This window comes from Mariniflexile sp. (assembly GCF_052728615.1).
The window spans coordinates 1-18,879 of sequence record NZ_JBFVFE010000036.1 but is presented as its reverse complement, the minus strand read 5'-3'; the positions used below and the strand labels follow the sequence as shown (position 1 = coordinate 18,879).

The window sequence follows — 18,879 nt, the reverse complement described above, 5'->3', positions numbered from 1 at the left end:
TGCTTTACTAAATAGACTTTAAATTTGTTTAAAACTCCATAGGTACTTCAATAAACAACACACTTGCATCTTCTTCAGCCTTAATTGTAAAAGCTTCAGTTTCAGAAATTCCTGCCGCATCACGACTTCCTAAAATGGTGTTATCAATCTGTACTTTCCCGCTAATGGTCATAGCGTAAACACCATGGTTTTTGCTTTTAAATTTGTATTCAAATGCTGTGTTTTTGTCTAAATCAATTCTAGAAATCACAGCATCTTGATGGATTTTCAAACTACCTTCATGGTTTTCATCAATAGAACTTACTAAAGTTTGAAGTTTGTTTTTTCTTCCATTAACATCAAACACTTTCTGGTCGTAATGCGGTGCTACCTGTTGCTTGTTTGGATATACCCAGATTTGAAACAAGCTTAGATGCTCATCGGCAGATCCATTAATTTCAGAATGTTGCACACCAGTTCCAGCACTCATAACCTGAACTTCTCCTGGTAACACCGATAACCACTCGTCACTCATATTGTCTTTGTGTTTTAAAACACCTTTTAAAGGAATGGTAATGATTTCCATATTATCATGCGGATGGGTTCCAAAACCCATTTTTGGAGCAATAACATCATCATTCAAGACGCGCAACGCCCCAAAATGCACTTTTTCCGGATTGTGGTAATTTGCAAAACTAAACGAATGGTTTGCCTGTAACCAACCATGGCTTGCAAACCCTCTACTATTGGCTGTATGAATTATTGTTTTCATTGTTTTTTATTTTTTTCATTTCCGCAAAGGCGGAAATCTTTTATTAATTATTACTTTTTAGAGATTCCTTCCCGATGGCTATCGGGATCCGCAGGAATTATTTACCTCATCTTATCAAGCAGATTGCTTAATTGTTCTGCTTCTTCTTCATTCAAATTTTTCAATAAATGGCCATTAAAATTATCTGGAATGGCATCCAAAAGCGCATTTCCCTCTTTGGTAATGGCTATTTTAACCACACGCCTATCAGTGTCGGACGATAAACGCTCAATATAATTTTTTGCACATAACTTATCCATTAAACGGGTTGCATTTGGCGAACGTTCAATCATTCTATCTTTAATAACTTGAACATTTACTGGTTCTCCAGCTCCTTTTAATATTCTTAGAATATTGTATTGTTGCGGCGAAATTCCGAAAGGTTTAAAAAATTCATTTTGAAAACCGGAAATCCAGTTGGCCGTATATAAAATATTCAACAACGCTTTAATTCTGTTGTTTGCGAATTTTGAATTAATCTCTTTACTTATATCTCCCATGATTTGCATTATTTAAGCTAAAACGTCTTTATATTGGTCATGCTTTTTCTTAAAAACCGCATTGGCAAACGGACATAAAGGAATTGCTCTTAAGTTGTTGGCACGCAAATATTCAACTGCTGCATCCACCAATTTATAACCGACACCTTGTCCTTTAAGTGTTTCGTTCACCTCGGTATGGTCTATAATAATTTTGTTTGGCCCAGCGTGCGAATAAGTCATTTCTGCCACTCTTACATTTTCTGCCTCAATATAAAAAGCCCCCTTTACGCCGTTATCTATATGCTGTATTTCCATCTTATAAATTGTTTTGAAATGTTTTTACCGCTTCCAATAAATTTGAATTCAGTTCAGGATTCACGATTTTATTGTTTTCAAAATTCTGGTTGAAATTGGGTAGAGAAAATTCCGAAACTATGTGCCCTCCCATAAAAGGAAATCGGCTCTTCGCCATTTCCAACACACTGGCTCCGCCTCTACCACCTGGCGACGTTGCCATTAATAGCATGGGTTTGTCGCTCCAAAGTTTGCCGTCAATTCTAGACATCCAGTCGAACAAGTTTTTAAATACCGCTGAATACGCACCATTGTTTTCTGCCAGCGATAATACAATGCCACCTGAACCCTTGATATAATCCAGAAATTTTTTGGCATTTTCAGGGATACCTTTTTCTGCCTGTAAATCTTTACTGTAAATTGGTAAATCAAAATCGTTCAAATCCAAAACGGTTACTTTTGTTCCATCTACAAGACTTGCGGCATACGTTGCCAACTGTTTATTAATGGAGTCTGAACTATTGCTACCTGCAAATGCTAATATCTGTTTCATCTATTGGTGTTTTAAAATTAATGTTGAACAAATTTACAATAAATAAATTTATTTTCCAAGGAAACTATTTCCATGTAATATTAATTAATAAAACATTAACATAACTTAACGGTATCATTGAAACTTTTGTATTTTAGCTTCAAACAAATTATCAATGGATTTAAACTTCAATAAAAACGAAGATTACAATAAGCTTTTAGTTTCAGAACTCAATACCCGCCTTACCAAAGTACATTTAGGAGGAGGGAAAAAAAGTATTGGAAAACAACATGCCAAAGGCAAAATGACTGCCCACGAGCGTGTTGATTATTTATTGGATACCAACTCTAAGTCCGTTGAAATTGCTGCTTTAGCAGGTGAAGGCATGTATGAAGCACATGGTGGTTGCCCTTCTGCCGGTGTTGTTGTAAAAATGGGCTATGTAAAAGGAAAACAATGCATTGTAGTAGCCAATGATGCCACCGTTAAAGCGGGCGCCTGGTTTCCTATTACGGCTAAAAAGAATTTAAGAGCCCAAGAAATCGCCATAGAAAACAGGTTGCCCATTATTTATTTAGTGGATAGTGCCGGGGTTTATTTACCGTTACAAGACGAGATATTCCCTGACAAGGAACATTTCGGGCGTATTTTTAGGAACAACGCCATTATGAGCAGTATGGGCATTACCCAAATAGCGGCCGTAATGGGCAGTTGTGTTGCCGGTGGGGCTTATTTACCTATTATGAGTGATGAAGCGTTGATTGTCGATAAAACGGGAAGCATCTTTTTGGCAGGAAGTTATTTAGTGAAAGCCGCCATTGGTGAGACCATTGACAATGAAACACTTGGTGGCGCAACAACCCATTGTGAAATCAGCGGTGTAACCGATTATAAGGCAAAAGACGATCAAGATGCTTTAGATACCATTAAAAGCATTATAGACAAAATTGGAGATTATGATAAAGCCGGCTATAACCGAATAGATGCTGCAAAACCAAAAGAAAATCCTGAAGACATTTATGGGATTTTACCAAAATCAAGAGCAGACCAATATGATATGTATGGGATTATCAAACGCTTGGTTGATAATTCTGAGTTTGACGAATATAAAGCTGGCTATGGCAAAACCATCATTACCTGTTATGCCAGAATAGATGGTTGGGCAGTTGGTATTATTGCCAACCAACGCAAATTGGTAAAAACAGCAAGTGGCGAAATGCAATTTGGTGGGGTTATTTATAATGATAGTGCCGATAAAGCCACCCGTTTTATTGCCAATTGCAACCAGAAAAAAATACCCCTGGTGTTTTTACAAGATGTTACCGGTTTTATGGTGGGCAGTAAAAGCGAACATGGTGGGATTATAAAAGATGGTGCCAAAATGGTAAATGCGGTTAGTAATTCGGTAGTGCCAAAATTTACCATTATTATAGGAAACAGTTACGGTGCCGGTAATTACGCCATGTGTGGAAAAGCTTATGACCCACGATTGATTGTGTCATGGCCAAGTGCAGAATTGGCGGTTATGAGTGGGAACTCCGCTGCCAAAGTATTGCTTCAAATAGAAAAAGCATCATTGGAAAAACAAGGTGAAGAAATCACCAAGGAAAAGGAAGACGAACTTTATAATAAGATTAAACACCGTTACGATACCCAAGTATCTCCTTATTATGCTGCTTCACGAATATGGACAGACGCCATCATCGACCCCTTGGATACTCGAAAATGGATTAGCATGGGCATTGAAGCCGCTAACCACGCTCCTATTCAAAAGCCATTTAATATGGGGGTTTTACAGGTGTAAATTCAAAACATATTTAAATATTTTGTATCTTTTGTATTGGAAATCAATAACTTCAATCATGGAAACAATAAAAACACTCAACAAGTGGGCTAATGGGCATACCTATTTACCACTCGATTTGCTCCGTATTGCTTTAGGTGCCTTCCTATTTATCAAAGGCATTAATTTTATGTCAGATAGCGCCATGCTTATGCAATTGTTCAAACCTATGGAAAATTTTGCTGGGGGCATGATCATTATTCATTATGTGGCTCCCGCTCACTTTATTGGTGGTATTCTAATTGCCTTTGGTTTGTTGACCCGTTGGGCAATCATTGCCCAAATCCCTATTCTAATAGGGGCCATTGCCATAAACTTTGTGGGTAAAATGGATACCAACAATTTGCTATTAGCCATAGTAACCTTATTGGTATGTGGCTTTTTCCTATTTTACGGTTCTGGAAAGCATTCTTTGGATTATTATTTTAAAATGCAACAGTAATCAAGCTTTTGAATGGGTTAGCGAAGTGGACAAAACTTTTTTATTTACCTACAAATTTACCATTTTAAGCGCAAATTTCGTCTTTTTATCATACCGTAACTAAAATGATGCTATTCAAAAAACAGATCATTATCCATTAAAAAAGCCCTAAATTTTCGCTCACATAAAAAGTTTAAACCACTTCAACTGTTCTTTATGGACTCCAATGTTTTTTTACGTTGTATTTTCCCTGATTTTGTTTCGACGAATTTTGAAACCGCAAAAATGGCTTTTGGCTTTTCGTATTTGTCCAAGCCGTCAAAAATACTGGTATCCAAATAGTTTGTATCATCTTCTATAACCAATACCACTTTTTCTCCTAACGTATCATCAGGTAGGGCGGTGATAAAAAATTGTTGACTTATCAAGCTTCTAAGTTTTTTCTCAATTTGTTCAGGATATAATTTAATGCCTCCGGAATTGATCACATTATCAAATCTGCCCAACCATTCAAAGCTGGTTTCAGAATGGATTTTAACCAAATCGTTAGTAACTATTTTTTCATCAAGAAGATGTGGGGCATCAATAACCAAGCAGTTCCGTTGGTCGGAAGAAACCGTAATGTCCGGTAATGTTTTAAAATGAGATCTCGTATTTTCGTCGGAACCATCAAAATTATTCAACTTTTTAACAGCTATATGTGATACGGTTTCGGTCATTCCATACGTTTCATACACTTGTGGTTTCTTATCCTTTATAGATTCTATAATGGCATCCGAAACCTGCCCACCGCCAACAATCGCTGTTTTTATATTCTTTAAATATTTAGCGAAATTTTTAAGTTGCATGGGCGTAAAAGCACAAAAGGCATAATCTTTTTCATAATCGATTGGAGGTAAGGCAGCGGGTGCTACCATATCCAGTTCCAGACCTAAAACAATGGCCCTGACAATCATCATTTTACCCGCAATAAAATTTGATGGCAAGCAGTGCAATACCTTATCGCCCGGACTCAAATTGAAAAAATCGCCGGTACCGATGGCAGAATTTACCATGGCTTCTTTTTTTATTTTCAATTTTTTAGGTCTTCCTGTAGATCCAGAGGTTTTGGCAATAACATAGTCCTTTTCATCTAACCAATCCAATAAAAAATTACCCAGTTCTTGTTGATACGGCTCCCCTTCTTTAACATAACTATAAGCTACTTCCATAAGGTCTTCGTGTTTATAGCTTACATTATCCAATTTAAATTTTATGTGTACGTTGGTATAATTTGGTATCATAGTTCCTCTAAAATATTATTATTGTGTTGTGATGGCTCCATTACTTTTCCGAATAGTTTTTCTTTCCAATCGGTCCATTTGTAAATCTTGGCCAAAATAAAAAGAAGTATTGGAAAAACGACAAACACAGGAACAAATATTTCGCCCAAGGCCATTTCGGTGGGTTCGGACATATCTTTTAAAATGGAATGTGTTTGAAACGCCGTCCAATCAGCTGTAACCAATAATGCCGTAAATAAATTGTTGGCAGCATGAAAGCCTAAAGACAGTTCCATCCCTTCATCCATTAAGGTCATTATTCCTAAAAACAAACCTGTTCCAATATAATAAACCATGATTACGGGCCCTAATTTATCAACCTCCGGGTTTGCTATGTGCAACGATCCAAAGACCAATGATGTAACTAGTAATGGCAGCCATTTATTTTTAGCTATTACCCCAATTCCCTGCATCAAATACCCCCTAAACAAGTACTCTTCAAAACTGGTTTGCAACGGAACAAAAATAATTGCTATTGCACATAAAATCAAAAATGGCACGAGCTTAAAGTGGACCACATAATTATCTGGTGACGTAACATACTCGAACAACACAAAACTGCTCGATATGATGCCCCAGACAAAAAAGATAAACCAAAAGCGATTCCAGTCTATTTTTTTACGTGAAGTGGTTAAACTTGTAAACGATTGTTTATGCAAATATTTTACAACCAAAAGCAAGCCTACCAAACCTATGGCGAACGACAACAACATTAAAAACAGATTCAGGTTGGGCTCTAAAAGCGTCATCATTTTGGATTCATCCATGCCAAAAATATTTCCCCCATCTTTATAGGCTTTAATAAAAACGGCTGCTGTAAAAGGGATTTGCCCAATTATTACGGCAATTACAATAATTATAAGACCCACTAAATATCGCCACCATTCGTGCAACCCCTTAAAAGCCTGAGCTATATACATACTTTATAAATTAAAATTCCAATCCATTTTTTTATCGTACCGCAAAGTACCGTTTTTTACTTGTAATGGGCAATCAAAATTGTTGGTAAATAAACCACCCGTTCCCAAACCTTGGGGCAAAGGACTTTGTTTTGTGTAGGTGTACTGCGCAATGGCATTCAAACCTACATTACTTTCCAAAGCGCTGGTAATCCACCACCCTATCTTGTTTTGTTCAGCAATGTCAATCCACTGGTCACTTCCATTAAAACCGCCAACCAAACTTGGTTTTAAAATAATGTACTGCGGCTTGATGGTTTGTAGCAAGGTTTCCTTTTCTGTTACAGAAAACACACCCATTAATTCTTCATCCAAAGCTATTGGCAATGGTGTTTGGTTGCATAATTTGGACATGGCTTCTATTTGACCTTGTTTTATAGGTTGTTCAATAGAATGCAAATCAAATTCTGATAGTATTTTTAACTTTTCCAATGCTTCGGAGGTTGAAAAGGCACCATTGGCATCTACTCGTAACTCGATGTCTCTTGAAGTGAATACTTTTCGGATGGATTTTAATAAGTCGAGTTCCGTTTGAAAATCGATAGCGCCAATTTTCATTTTAATGCAACTGAAACCAGCATCAATTTTATCGGCAATTTGCTGTTTCATGAAAGCTTCAGAACCCATCCAAATCAATCCGTTTATGTTGATGGAATCTTCACTCTGTGTAAATTTTGATGGAAACAATTCAAAAGGCGTTTTGCTTCCCCATGATTTAAAAGCCATTTCCAGACCACATTGAATGCTTGGGAATTCGATCAATTTGCTCAACAAGCCAATCAACCCTAAGTTGATGTTTTTACAAACCCATTGTAGTTTTTCTTCATAATCGGGTCTGTCGTCCACAGATAAGCCTTTAAAAATACCACATTCGCCAATACCTTGTTTCCCTTCGGAATTTAAAAGAAGAAACCAGGTTTCCTTCGTTTTTAAAACCCCCCTGGAGGTGCCACTGGCTTGTTTGAAGTTTAAAATGTATTTATAATATGTCGCCTTCATGATGCGCCAAAAATACTCAATTTATTTTATTTTTTAGCTCCTGAAGGCGCAAAGGCACAAAGCGTAGAAAAGGATGCGATAGGTAAGTTTTAAATCTGTTTCAGGATTAATTTAAAGCATGTAAAGTTTTTTTAGGACAGGGTGATTGGACTGCGGTTTAAATTTACTTGTTTAATTTATTTTTTTACACAGTACTTCCTAACTGTAAATTCTATATTACTTGGTACTATGGCAACATTGCCGAGTTAAGGGCATGTTACTTTAAAAGACTTAAAAAAATTCCGACAACTGTTTTCTTCTTTTAAATAGCGAACCTCTTTTGCCATATTGCGCACAATTCGACATTTTTTCTGATAAGGTCAAGAAAAGCCCATCATTTTAAACGGTCCAAATTTGTTAATAACTAATATTAAATTCATAATTCATAATTCATAATTCTGAATTGAATTTTTAACTTTGTTACTTATTCAATTGGCATCAAAAAATCAAAAAGATGCTGAACTTAATTCAGCAAAATTGGAACACTTTGTAGTATCGGCTAGAAAATACAGACCCCAAACGTTTAAGGACGTTGTGGGCCAGCAGGCTATTACTAACACCTTGTTAAATGCCATTGAAAACAATCATTTAGCACAAGCCCTACTTTTCACAGGCCCACGTGGTGTTGGTAAAACTACTTGCGCCCGTATTTTGGCCAAAATGATTAACAGCGATGGCACGGAAAAGGAAGACGAAGATTTTGCCTTCAACATTTTCGAATTGGATGCCGCTTCAAATAATGGTGTAGATCAAATAAGGGAATTAACAGATCAGGTCCGCATTCCGCCGCAGGTTGGAAAATACAAAGTATATATTATAGATGAGGTGCACATGCTATCGCAGGCCGCTTTCAATGCGTTTCTTAAAACCTTGGAAGAACCTCCAAAACACTGTATTTTTATTCTTGCCACTACCGAAAAGCATAAAATTATTCCAACCATTTTATCGCGTTGCCAAATTTTCGATTTTAAGCGTATTACTGTAAAAGATGCCAAAGACTATTTAAAATTCATTGCCGAAGAACAAGGTGTCAAGGCGGAAGACGATGCGTTACATATCATTGCACAAAAAGCCGATGGCGCGATGCGCGATGCACTTTCTATTTTTGACCGCGTGGTGAGTTTTTCCGGTAAAAACCTTAGCAGACAAGCAGTTACCGAAAATTTGAATGTGCTGGATTACGAAACGTATTTTGAAAGCACCGATTTTATTTTAGAAAATAAAATTCCAGATTTGTTGCTTCAATTTAACAATACACTTTCCAAAGGCTTTGATGGGCATCATTACATTGCGGGATTAGCATCCCATTTTAGGGATTTGTTGGTCAGCAAAACCCCCGAAACCATAGAGTTGTTAGAAGTTGGTGAGGAGACCCAAAAGAAATACTTAGAGCAATCCAAAAAAGCATCCCAAGAGTTTTTGCTTCAAGGCATCAATTTGGCAAACGATTGCGATCTAAAATATAAAAGCAGTAAAAACCAACGCTTGCTCATCGAGTTATGCCTCATGCAACTTGCCTCTATCACTTTTGATGGAGAAAAAAAAAATTCTAGGCACTTTATAATTCCGCCTTCATACTTTCAAAAGAAAGGCATCAAACCAATTCCTGTAAAAGTTCCAAAGCAAGAAAACAACATTTCTGCACCAATAGAATCAAAACCCGTTTCTGTTGAAAAAAAAGCGTTTCCTGTCGAATCTCTTAAAGTAAACGAACCACCAAAAATAGCATTAAAATTAGATACCAAACATGCTTCTGGGCTTTCCCTTAGCAGTATTAAAGCAAAAAAAGAACACCTCATCAAACAAATGGATGTTGTTGTTGATGAAGAAAACCTGCCAAAAGAACCGTTTACTGAAGCAGATTTAATAAAAGCCTGGAATGAGTTTATAGAGATACTTCAAAAAGACGGGAAGCATAATTTAGCTTCCATTCTATCCATCGATACTCCAAAAGTTAAAGGAACGGTTGTTCATTTAGAGTACCCAAATGCTACCAACAAAATAGAATTGGAGCGCAACCAGTACGACCTTATGTTGTATATACGCAAGACTTTAAGCAATTTTGATATTAGTTTATCTATCAGCGTTAATGAGGAAATGCAGAAGCAATATGCTTATACCACTCTTGAAAAGTTTGAAAAACTTAAAGAGAAAAACCCAAACATTGATACTTTAAGAAAGACTTTTGATTTGGATATTTAAATAATTATATATGAATAAGTTAGTTGTTTTATTATTTATTTTAATTGTGTTGTTTATTGGCTGTGATGGTAGAAAAACGAAATCGGATTTACTAAAAGAATCGGTAACAAAATTTAAAGATTCTTTGGGAGCCATTGAAATTGTAGAATACATTCCAGAAAAATATTCAGAAGTAAAAACAGATACCATTTTAAGCAATGGCTTTTCCATTAGTATAAAAACATATACGAACATGAAAGAATCTGTAACAAGCAAACACAAAATAGACAGCGTTACGTATGTTGAACATCACAGAAATTGGATTTCTGAGGTAAAAATCAAAAAAAGTGATCAGCAGATCTTTAATGAAAAAATTGATAAGGACTTTTTTTTAAAAAATAATATACAAATTGACGATGACTTGCCAGATGCCATAAACACCAAGGTTTGGATTGATGAAGAAGCGTCCATTGAAAAAGATTCCATTAGCTTGCTCACCGTTTTTTTACATCTAGAAGATGCGCATTATCTTATCTATAGGATTAAAATAGGAACTAACGGCCATTATAGTTTAAAGAAATTAGAAAATTATTGATCATGCTGGGACTTAAACTGCCAACAGACCCACGATGGGTAAATATTGTTGAAAAGAACATAGAAGAAATATTGACCGACCATGCGTTTTGCGAACAAAAAGCAGCAAGTACCGCTATTTCCTTAATTGTAAGCTTTCCTGAATATACCGAATTGGTACAAGAAATGACGGCTTTAGTTAAAGAGGAAATCAGTCATTTTAAAATGGTGCACGATAAAATCATTGAGCGCGGTTGGGTTTTAGGGCGCGACAGGCGCGATGATTATGTGATTGAATTGCTTAAATTTTTCCCGAAAGGAGGCAGCAGGACCACACAATTGGTGCATCGCTTATTGTATGCAGCGTTGATTGAAGCCAGAAGTTGCGAACGTTTCAGATTGCTTTCCGAAGAACTAAAAGATAAAGAATTAGCGGCATTTTACAGGAATTTAATGGTAAGCGAAGCCAACCATTACACCATGTTTTTGGGTTTTGCCAGACAGTATGGCGACAAAAAAGAAGTGGAAACCAAATGGCAACAACTTCTGGAATATGAAGCTAAAATAATGGAAAACCTGAGTAAAAAGGAAACCATTCACGGTTAGAATTTGTACCCTACTCCTATTTGGATGTTCCTGTTTTTTGCAGAAACCCCTAAATCATCATCAAAAATATTCGAGAAACCATAGGTGTATCTCAAATCAGCAAAGAGCATTAATGTCAGTTTGTATTCTAAAGCAGCAACCCCAGAATATGCCATCTCTTTAAGTCCATCTTTAAATTTATATACTTTCCATCCCACTTGTGGGCCAGCCCCAATATGCACTTTTTCACTTAACCTAAACCTAAATAAAATAGGCGCTTGGATATAATCCAAATTCAAGTTTTCATCTTTGGCACCCTCTGCTGAAAATTGTATTTCTGGAACAATAGATACGATTTTCCCTAAACCGATGTTACTGAAAAACCCAACATACAGACTGTTTCTGTGCTTATTCGCAACAGAACTTGCCGTATCAAAATCTAAATTCGAAATAGTGTAACCACCTCTCACGCCATATTTTACATCTTGTGAAAACCCGAAAAATGATAGGCTAAGTAACAGAAACAATAATATTTTCTTCATGATCAAATGGTATGGGTTATAAATTTCAGCAATGTACATACGAACTGGTTTAAACCAGTTCTGCACGAATATATACCATAAAAATAAAATGGGCCCATTTTAAAAGCCAAAGTGCAAAATTTTACTGTGTATTGCTTGTAACCGTATCATAATAGATGCTTTTTATAATACCATCTGCCAATCCAATTTTAGGTACGTAGATGTTTTTGGCGCCGCTCCATTTCATCGCAGAAAGATAAATGCGCATGGCGGGAATAATTACGTCTGCCCTATCTTGGTTCAAATCCAGTTCGGTAATTCGCTCTTCATAAGAGTAGGTTTGCAGGGTGTTGTAATAAGACGTTAAATAAAAGTATGTCAAAGGTTTCCCCAATGCTTTTCCTGAAACTTTAAATATTTTATTGATGTTTCCACCAGAGCCAAGTACAGAGATCTTATCGTAATGGGAAGAGTTCAATTTTATCCATTGTTCCAATTCCTGCCATGCTTCTTTGGAAACCATATCGTTCAACAAACGCACTGTTCCAATTTTAAAAGACCTGGAAGCCACTTGGTTCCCCTCGTGAATGACCGTAAATTCCGTACTACCACCACCCACATCTACATATAAATAGGTTTTTGTGGGGTCTATGTAGGAATTTAAATCGGTTGCCGCAATAATGGCCGCTTCTACTTCGCCTCCAATAATATCAATGCTGATGCCCGAGGTTTTTAAAACCAAATCCACCACTTGCTTTCCGTTAGCGGACTCTCGCATGGCGGAAGTAGCGCAAGCTTTATATTTAACCACCTTATGCGATTTCATCAACAATTTGAATGCCTGCATGGTATCTAAAAGACGACTGATGTTTTCTTTTGAAATTTTCCCGTGTACAAATACATCCGAGCCCAAACGAATGGGAACACGCACCAAAGAGTTTTTTTTGAAAAGTACGGGTTTACCTTTCTGTTCGATGATATTTGAGATAAGTAACCGTACAGCATTGGAACCAATATCGATGGCCGCATATTTTTTTATTGAAAGCATATTAATTTTCTAGCTTTTTTAAGTAATAGTCATAAGTTGCTATTTGCGACCTTACTTTTTCATCATTATTAATTTTATATTCGTTTTCGTTGGGTGTGTTTATCAAGCGTGCCTTTACATTATCCCTCCAACATATATCAAAGGTATCCATAATTTCCTGTTTAATGGCTTCATCGTAGATAGGACAGCTCACTTCTACCCTATTTTCAATATTCCGGGTCATCCAATCTGCCGAGGAAATATACACCTTAGGATTGCCGTTGTTGCCAAAGATATACACTCTGGAATGTTCCAAAAATTTATCCACCACACTTATTGCCTCAATATTTTCACTCAATCCTTTTACGCCGGGTATCAAACAACAAATACCCCTTACAATCATTTGAATTTTAACCCCAGCATTGCTAGCTTCATACAGTTTGTCAATCACATCATAGCTCGTGATACTGTTCATTTTCAATCTGATAAAGCCTTGGTTTCCGTTTTTGGTGTTTTTAATTTCTACATCAATTAATTTGAATATCGCCTTTTTAGTGTAATGGGGCGAGGTTATTAAATGTTTATACCTGAATATCTTATAATTTGTTTCAAAAAAGTTGAAGATTTTTGAGACGTCTTTTAAAATACGTTGATCTGAAGTGAACAAGGTATAATCGGTATAAATTTTAGCGGTCGATTCGTTAAAATTACCTGTGCTTATAAAACCATATCGCTTCAGTTTTTTGCCTTCCTCACGCTCAATCACGCACATTTTACTGTGCACTTTCAAGCCTTTTACGCCAAAAACCAAATTAACGCCTTCCTCTTCCATTTGTTGCGCATAATTGATATTGGCCTGTTCATCAAAACGCGCCTGAAGCTCGATGGACACGGTAACCGATTTCCCATTGATGGCGGCATTGATAAGGGAGCTGGCTATATGCGAAATTTGCGCCAATCGGTAAATGGTGATTTTTATGGTTTTTACCTGGGGATCCAATGCCGCTTCCCTTAAAAACTTAACGATGTATGAAAAGGTTTGATAAGGTGCATGGAGCAAATAATCCTGTTTATCAATGGCCTCTAAAATACTTGATTCTAAACTGAGCCCTTTAATGGGGAGCGCTTCAATTTTATCATAAAGCAAATCGGTTCTTCCTAAACTGGGGAAGTTCATATAGTCGCGTCTGTTATGGTAGCGCCCCCCTGGGATGATGCTATCGGTATCATCAATTCCCATTTTGGACATTAAAAATTTTAAAGTTTCCTCATCAATGGTCTTATCGTAAACAAACCGAACGGGATCTCCCAATTGCCGGTGTTTTACACTATCGGAGATTTTCTCGATAAAACTTTTACTTAAATCACTTTCAAAATCCAGCTCCCCATCACGGGTAATTTTAATCATGTGCGCCGAAATGCTCTTATAGTCAAAAATATTAAAGATATCACGCAAACAATGGCGCAACAAATCGTCAATCAAAATTATAAAGCTTTTATCGCCTTTTTTTGGAAGCTCAACAAAACGGTTGATCGATTTTGGGATCTCTATTAATGCAAATTGTCTTTTATCATCGGGCATCAGCATCCTTACGGCCAAATAGGCAGCACTATCTTTTAAATTGGGCAATACAACGGCATCATTTAAAATAATGGTTACCAATGCGGGACTCACTTTTCTAATAAAATACCTTTTTATAAACCCGTGCTGAAAGTCATTGATATGTGTTTCATCAACGATATAAATTTTTTCATCCTCCAATCTTTTTTGAATGGTGCCCAAAACCTCTAAACTCTCCGTTTGTTGTTTTATAACTATTTGAGTAATAATTTCAAGCAATTCCGTAGCCCTTATGCCCCCTAATTCACTTTTTCCTGTTTTTCCAGCATCCACAATACGCTTAACGGTAGCATATCTTACTTTAAAGAATTCATCTAAATTATTAGAGAAAATTCCTAAAAAGCGCAAGCGTTCTATTAATGGCACTGTTTCGTCTGAAGCTTCCTGTAAAACCCTTGCATTAAATTGCAACCAACTTATTTCTCTGTTTATATAGCTATTTGTGTGGATTTCGGGTTTAACCATGTTTATAATTCTGTTCTTTTTCTTTGTACAAATATATTGCTTTTAGGTTTAATACAGGGGTTTAAAACGAGAGTTAAATAGGTTTTTAACTCTTTTTTTTAAACTTCAATTTTGCTGTAAAGCCTATGTTAATTAATGGTAAGTAATAAGTTTTAACGTGAATGGATTCAACTTCTTAAATCTCTTGGAAATACCGTTTTAATGGTTTTTCCTTTATTCAAATCTTTCCATTTATTAATCAGGAACCCAATAACCACGACGCCACAAGTTGGCACATTATCTATGTAAATGTGTCCATAAGTATTTACAAAAGAAGTGATTGCGTGGTTATGCCCAAACAGCATTAAACTACCAACTGTATCATCACAATTTTTTATGGCATTAACAAGATTGCCTCCTGTAAAATCGTATAGTTCCGGCTTAAAAATCACTTTACTTTCATCAATATTTAAATTGGAAGTAAAAATACTAGCGGTGGTTATGGTGCGTACAGAATCGCTGCACAGTATTAAATCTGGTTTTAAACCATCTAAATTTAAATTATTGGACACTAGATTGGCATCTTGAAAACCTCGTTCGTTCAAAGGCCTTTCATGGTCTGTAACTTGGTGCTCCCATGACGATTTTGCATGCCTAACTAAAATCAGTTTTTTCATATTATTTCGATTAATGACATATTATATAGACAAAAAGGTATTTTTTGCCGATATAACCCATGTTTGTGATTGATTAAATTTTTTAAAAATAATTAAAATAAATGTGAAAAAGCATTAAAAATGTAGAGATTATGAATTAGGTGGTTCGGTAAAAGGAATTTTCTGAATGTTAAAAAGTAAATCATTTTCTTTTTGTCGGATTTATCAGTGATTTAACACTTTTTTTTGATTTAATACTGGCCTATGTGTTCTTTTGTAGTACCTACTTGATAAATGAAATTATGAACCCAAATCTATTTTTGAAATGCAAACGCAGTATTTTTTAAAATACTTTTCCCTCATAGTATTTCCCTCAAAAAATTTAGTGTTCGTTTTATTGGTCAAGAATGTGACCAATCGATTTGTTCGGTGTCATTTATAAAGAATCAATAAACATAAAAGATTAATTGAATCGCCATGAAAACAATTTTTTCAGTATTAATGATACTTATAAGCATGAGTATCTCCCATAGCCAAAATGACATATCCATTTCGCTTGCAGAAAAACCCACTAATGCCTTAAGTGATCCTGAACACTATTATTTAATTGAGTTAAACAACAATAGCGCAAAGCAATTTGAAAACTTAAACATCTCCATTATAAATGTTTCTTGTAAGGACGATAGCGGCAGCAGCAAATTTTATAAAGACCACTCAAAAACCAATAATGGTTCCAAGGAAAGAAAGGATGGTAAAAATGGGTATTCAGGTTCTAATTTAGATGTAAGTGTTTTAAAAAAAGACAAGGTTACAACCATTCAAAATTTGAATCTGAACGGTAGATCAACGGTTGTATTCAATATAAAATATGCTAGAAACCAAAGCACAAAGCTAAATACGGCCAATTGCTTTGAAATTGTGGTGAAAAGCTCGGATAACGAAAAGGAATTAAGCAATAAACTGATAATTGAACAATTAATTCCAGATCCAAATGATTTTGATTAACAAAAAATTAAATCGCATAAACAACAAAAAATGGGGCTTATGAAAAATTTTACTCATTTAACCAACATACACAAAGCACTACACTTGGCCATACTATTGCTGGGTTTTGCTTCATTTGCCCAAATTCAAAAACAGTTCACGCCGCGGTACGATACCACTATTAGAGGCAATATGGCAGTAATAGCCAATAATGTATTATCTAGAACGGCTACCGGAAATTACAATGGTACAGGTGGAAATCATGATTTTAATGATAATGTGTATGTTGATATCGATTCGGATAATACTACGTTCAACTCAAGTAGCGCCAATTTTTCCAATCCTGAACCTACTTTAGCATGTGTTACCATTAGAAAAGCCTATTTGTATTGGGCTGCTGCCGATAAGGAAAAAGATGATGGAAGTGACAACCAACCTTTATGGAATTACAATAACGTTAAATTGATGCTCCCTGGAGCCTCTACTTATTCAACACTTGTTGCCGATGACGTTATATTTAGAGGAAGAAACACACATTTTAGTAACGATCCATATATATGTGTCAAAGATATTTCAACTTTGGTTACAGCTTTGGCAAATCCGTATGGAACATACCAAGTAGCGAACATAGAAGCTAAAACAGGAAGTTTAACGAGTCATGGAGGTGGAAATACAGGAACTTCTGGTGGTTGGCAAATTGTTTTTGTTTACGAAAGCCCCTTGTTAAGTGCTAAAAACATAACATTATTTGATGGCTATGCCCACGTTACCAAAACAACCAATAATTTTGATATTAAGTTTAGCGGATTTAAAACCGTAACCAATGGACCGGTTAAAGCAAATGTGGTTATGGGTGCCCTAGAAGGCGATAGGGATTTATTTGGAGATATGCTACAAATTAAAAATGTTGCAGGAAACTGGATAAACCTTTCAACAACCAACAGGCCGTTTGACAACTTTTTCAATAGTAAAATAACCTTTAATGGAGCAGACTTTACTAACCGGAATCCCGTAAGTTTAAATACATTGGGGTTTGATTCTGCCATGTTTTCTTTAGATAACCCAAACAATACACTTATAACCAACAATCAAACAGAAGCTACAATTAGGCTAACATCCAATCACGAAACCTACGGTCTGTATCTTTTAGGTCTCTCCGTTGATGTTTGGGAACCCTCAATAAAACCTTTAATGTTGAGTTTGAATGCTGCAAATACTACTCAAAATCCAGGAGACATTGTGCCGTTTAAATTCTATTTAAAAAATAAAGGCAATGATGATATTGTGGATTTGAAAATATTTACCACATTGCCACCACAACTTAGTTTATCTTCTGCAATTACCTTACCCAGTGGAGTAACCTATAGTTACAATACGCTAACAAGATATTTGGAATTTAAGGTTGCCAATGGTTTAATGAACGTGGGTTTGCCTGAAATACTGGTAAACTTAAATCTACAAGTTGCAAATGCATGTTATTTTTTAACCAATGATTGTAATTTGAATGTACCACTTCAATTTACTGCTGAGTATCATGGCATATACAATATCAAAAAACAAACTACGCTTAGTTCTAGGATAATAAATGATTGTGAAGTTGGCGACGAATTACCAACCCCGATAGTGATAAAGCAACCCGTAGCTAATTGGAAAACCCTGCCAAAAGCTTTAAATAGAACGGTTGAATGTAATAACTCCGAGGAATTAGCGACTGCCCAAAGTTTGATGCCCGAAACAGATACATGTACTTTTACAATAAAAAAAGTATCCGGGCCTTTTGTGCCCTCTACTTGTGGTGGCACCTATACCAACACCTTTACCTTTACCGATGCTTGCGGTGTTAACTGTACAACATTTACCCAAACGATAACTGTTATAGATACTACGCCCCCAACCGGGACAGCACCCGATGATATATATGGAATACAATGCATCGATAATATACCTGTAGCAAATATTGAGGCGGTTACAGATGAAGCTGATACTTGTGGGCCAGTTACCGTTACTGTATCTGACACCAATAACGGGGGGCTTGGAACCACATCAAATCCGTATGTAGTAACCAGAACTTATCGACTTACCGATGCATGTGGTAATTATAGGGATTTAGTCCAAAAGATTACGGCTGTGGATAACACCAATCCAACTATCGCTTGCCCAAGCAATAGTTCCGTCAATGTAGACAACAACTCCTGCGAAGCTTTGGCAACCAACGTCAATTTGGGAACGCCTACCGCAAGCGATAACTGTTCGGCAGTAACACTGACCAATAACGCTCCGGCGTCTTTCCCATTGGGAACAACAACGGTAACTTGGACAGCGACCGATGCCTCTGGCAACACGGCAACCTGTGAGCAAACGGTAACGGTGACGGACAACATGCCGCCCATATTTGTTTCTTGTGCTGCACCAGTTTCCGTAACGGTCGATACCGATTCTTGTGAAGCTTTGGCGACAAACGTCAATTTGGGAACGCCCACCGCAAGCGATAACTGTTCGGCAGTAACGTTGACCAATAACGCCCCTCTATCTTTCCCATTGGGAACAACAACGGTAACTTGGACAGCGACCGATGCCTCTGGCAACACGGCAACCTGTGAGCAAAC

General features: G+C 36.5%; 18 protein-coding genes. 7 read left to right on the top strand and 11 right to left on the bottom strand.

All coding sequences use genetic code 11. The annotated features are described in order from the left end of the window. Positions 1 to 28: 28 nt before the first annotated feature. The 4 genes from ACU1LP_RS13330 to ACU1LP_RS13315 all read right to left on the bottom strand — a co-directional run bounded on the left by ACU1LP_RS13330 (position 29) and on the right by ACU1LP_RS13315 (position 2,119). On the bottom strand, positions 29 to 751 hold the full coding sequence (locus ACU1LP_RS13330; protein WP_445736479.1) for a pirin family protein: 723 nt from the start codon (positions 749 to 751) through the stop codon (positions 29 to 31). A gap of 101 nt (positions 752 to 852) precedes the next feature. Further along, a complete protein-coding gene (locus tag ACU1LP_RS13325) occupies positions 853 to 1,290 on the bottom strand; it encodes a MarR family winged helix-turn-helix transcriptional regulator (protein ID WP_445732353.1) in 438 nt (145 codons plus the stop codon). Between the two features lie 12 nt (positions 1,291 to 1,302). Further along, positions 1,303 to 1,587: a GNAT family N-acetyltransferase gene (locus ACU1LP_RS13320; protein WP_445732352.1), complete on the bottom strand. Its 285-nt coding sequence runs from the start codon at positions 1,585 to 1,587 to the stop codon at positions 1,303 to 1,305. A 1-nt stretch (position 1,588) separates the two neighbouring features. Beyond that, on the bottom strand, positions 1,589 to 2,119 hold the full coding sequence (locus ACU1LP_RS13315) for an NADPH-dependent FMN reductase (RefSeq protein WP_445732351.1): 531 nt from the start codon (positions 2,117 to 2,119) through the stop codon (positions 1,589 to 1,591). A 154-nt stretch (positions 2,120 to 2,273) separates the two neighbouring features. Between ACU1LP_RS13315 and ACU1LP_RS13310 the strand changes: the two genes are divergently transcribed. Beyond that, positions 2,274 to 3,902, top strand: coding sequence for an acyl-CoA carboxylase subunit beta (locus tag ACU1LP_RS13310; RefSeq protein ID WP_445736478.1), 1,629 nt, complete (start codon positions 2,274 to 2,276; stop codon positions 3,900 to 3,902). Between the two features lie 58 nt (positions 3,903 to 3,960). After that, a complete protein-coding gene (locus tag ACU1LP_RS13305) occupies positions 3,961 to 4,383 on the top strand; it encodes a DoxX family protein (RefSeq protein WP_445736477.1) in 423 nt (140 codons plus the stop codon). 182 nt (positions 4,384 to 4,565) lie between these two features. On the opposite strand, the gene ACU1LP_RS13300 is transcribed toward ACU1LP_RS13305, so the two are convergent. From ACU1LP_RS13300 to ACU1LP_RS13290, 3 genes are read right to left on the bottom strand one after another with little or no spacing between them, the layout of a single operon-like run. After that, positions 4,566 to 5,645 (bottom strand): AMP-binding protein, encoded by a 1,080-nt coding sequence (locus ACU1LP_RS13300; protein ID WP_445732258.1) that lies wholly within the window; start codon positions 5,643 to 5,645, stop codon positions 4,566 to 4,568. Next, positions 5,642 to 6,604, bottom strand: a complete 963-nt coding sequence (locus ACU1LP_RS13295) for a lysostaphin resistance A-like protein (RefSeq protein ID WP_445736476.1) — start codon at positions 6,602 to 6,604, stop codon at positions 5,642 to 5,644. Before ACU1LP_RS13295 ends, ACU1LP_RS13300 begins: the two co-directional genes overlap by 4 nt. 3 nt (positions 6,605 to 6,607) lie before the next feature. Then, the gene (locus ACU1LP_RS13290) at positions 6,608 to 7,642 is read right to left on the bottom strand and encodes an o-succinylbenzoate synthase (RefSeq protein ID WP_445736475.1); all 1,035 of its coding nucleotides are present in this window, start codon (positions 7,640 to 7,642) and stop codon (positions 6,608 to 6,610) included. A 516-nt stretch (positions 7,643 to 8,158) separates the two neighbouring features. Here ACU1LP_RS13290 and dnaX point away from each other — a divergent pair. Genes dnaX through ACU1LP_RS13275 form a run of 3 tightly spaced genes read left to right on the top strand, consistent with a single transcriptional unit; the run spans position 8,159 to position 11,041 of the window. Beyond that, positions 8,159 to 9,883 (top strand): DNA polymerase III subunit gamma/tau, encoded by a 1,725-nt coding sequence (gene dnaX, locus ACU1LP_RS13285; protein WP_445736490.1) that lies wholly within the window; start codon positions 8,159 to 8,161, stop codon positions 9,881 to 9,883. 10 nt (positions 9,884 to 9,893) lie between these two features. Then, positions 9,894 to 10,457: a hypothetical protein gene (locus ACU1LP_RS13280; protein WP_445736474.1), complete on the top strand. Its 564-nt coding sequence runs from the start codon at positions 9,894 to 9,896 to the stop codon at positions 10,455 to 10,457. A gap of 2 nt (positions 10,458 to 10,459) precedes the next feature. Beyond that, positions 10,460 to 11,041, top strand: coding sequence for a tRNA-(ms[2]io[6]A)-hydroxylase (locus ACU1LP_RS13275; RefSeq protein ID WP_445732262.1), 582 nt, complete (start codon positions 10,460 to 10,462; stop codon positions 11,039 to 11,041). Here the strand turns inward: ACU1LP_RS13275 and ACU1LP_RS13270 are convergent. The 4 genes from ACU1LP_RS13270 to ACU1LP_RS13255 all read right to left on the bottom strand — a co-directional run bounded on the left by ACU1LP_RS13270 (position 11,038) and on the right by ACU1LP_RS13255 (position 15,310). Next, positions 11,038 to 11,601: a porin family protein gene (locus tag ACU1LP_RS13270; RefSeq protein WP_445732263.1), complete on the bottom strand. Its 564-nt coding sequence runs from the start codon at positions 11,599 to 11,601 to the stop codon at positions 11,038 to 11,040. The two genes, ACU1LP_RS13275 and ACU1LP_RS13270, sit on opposite strands and share 4 nt — an antisense overlap. Before the next feature lie 82 nt (positions 11,602 to 11,683). Next, positions 11,684 to 12,589, bottom strand: a complete 906-nt coding sequence (locus tag ACU1LP_RS13265; RefSeq protein WP_445732264.1) for a Ppx/GppA phosphatase family protein — start codon at positions 12,587 to 12,589, stop codon at positions 11,684 to 11,686. 1 nt (position 12,590) lies between these two features. Then, positions 12,591 to 14,654: a polyphosphate kinase 1 gene (ppk1, locus tag ACU1LP_RS13260; RefSeq protein ID WP_445736473.1), complete on the bottom strand. Its 2,064-nt coding sequence runs from the start codon at positions 14,652 to 14,654 to the stop codon at positions 12,591 to 12,593. Positions 14,655 to 14,821: 167 nt separating this feature from the next. Next, positions 14,822 to 15,310 (bottom strand): SixA phosphatase family protein, encoded by a 489-nt coding sequence (locus tag ACU1LP_RS13255; RefSeq protein WP_445734139.1) that lies wholly within the window; start codon positions 15,308 to 15,310, stop codon positions 14,822 to 14,824. A gap of 456 nt (positions 15,311 to 15,766) precedes the next feature. On the opposite strand from ACU1LP_RS13255, the gene ACU1LP_RS13250 reads away from it, so the two are divergent. Then, complete coding sequence (locus ACU1LP_RS13250; RefSeq protein WP_445732267.1) at positions 15,767 to 16,294, top strand: hypothetical protein; 528 nt, start codon at positions 15,767 to 15,769, stop codon at positions 16,292 to 16,294. Between the two features lie 39 nt (positions 16,295 to 16,333). After that, the coding region (locus ACU1LP_RS13245; RefSeq protein ID WP_445736472.1) for an HYR domain-containing protein at positions 16,334 to 18,879 on the top strand (2,546 nt) is incomplete at its 3' end.

Coding starts and splice junctions, on each gene's coding strand:
- ACU1LP_RS13330 (WP_445736479.1), bottom strand. CDS start 751: ATGAAAACAATAATTCATACAGCCAATAGTAGAGGGTTTGCAAGCCAT.
- ACU1LP_RS13325 (WP_445732353.1), bottom strand. CDS start 1,290: ATGGGAGATATAAGTAAAGAGATTAATTCAAAATTCGCAAACAACAGA.
- ACU1LP_RS13320 (WP_445732352.1), bottom strand. CDS start 1,587: ATGGAAATACAGCATATAGATAACGGCGTAAAGGGGGCTTTTTATATT.
- ACU1LP_RS13315 (WP_445732351.1), bottom strand. CDS start 2,119: ATGAAACAGATATTAGCATTTGCAGGTAGCAATAGTTCAGACTCCATT.
- ACU1LP_RS13310 (WP_445736478.1), top strand. CDS start 2,274: ATGGATTTAAACTTCAATAAAAACGAAGATTACAATAAGCTTTTAGTT.
- ACU1LP_RS13305 (WP_445736477.1), top strand. CDS start 3,961: ATGGAAACAATAAAAACACTCAACAAGTGGGCTAATGGGCATACCTAT.
- ACU1LP_RS13300 (WP_445732258.1), bottom strand. CDS start 5,645: ATGATACCAAATTATACCAACGTACACATAAAATTTAAATTGGATAAT.
- ACU1LP_RS13295 (WP_445736476.1), bottom strand. CDS start 6,604: ATGTATATAGCTCAGGCTTTTAAGGGGTTGCACGAATGGTGGCGATAT.
- ACU1LP_RS13290 (WP_445736475.1), bottom strand. CDS start 7,642: ATGAAGGCGACATATTATAAATACATTTTAAACTTCAAACAAGCCAGT.
- ACU1LP_RS13280 (WP_445736474.1), top strand. CDS start 9,894: ATGAATAAGTTAGTTGTTTTATTATTTATTTTAATTGTGTTGTTTATT.
- ACU1LP_RS13275 (WP_445732262.1), top strand. CDS start 10,460: ATGCTGGGACTTAAACTGCCAACAGACCCACGATGGGTAAATATTGTT.
- ACU1LP_RS13270 (WP_445732263.1), bottom strand. CDS start 11,601: ATGTACATTGCTGAAATTTATAACCCATACCATTTGATCATGAAGAAA.
- ACU1LP_RS13265 (WP_445732264.1), bottom strand. CDS start 12,589: ATGCTTTCAATAAAAAAATATGCGGCCATCGATATTGGTTCCAATGCT.
- ppk1 (WP_445736473.1), bottom strand. CDS start 14,654: ATGGTTAAACCCGAAATCCACACAAATAGCTATATAAACAGAGAAATA.
- ACU1LP_RS13255 (WP_445734139.1), bottom strand. CDS start 15,310: ATGAAAAAACTGATTTTAGTTAGGCATGCAAAATCGTCATGGGAGCAC.
- ACU1LP_RS13250 (WP_445732267.1), top strand. CDS start 15,767: ATGAAAACAATTTTTTCAGTATTAATGATACTTATAAGCATGAGTATC.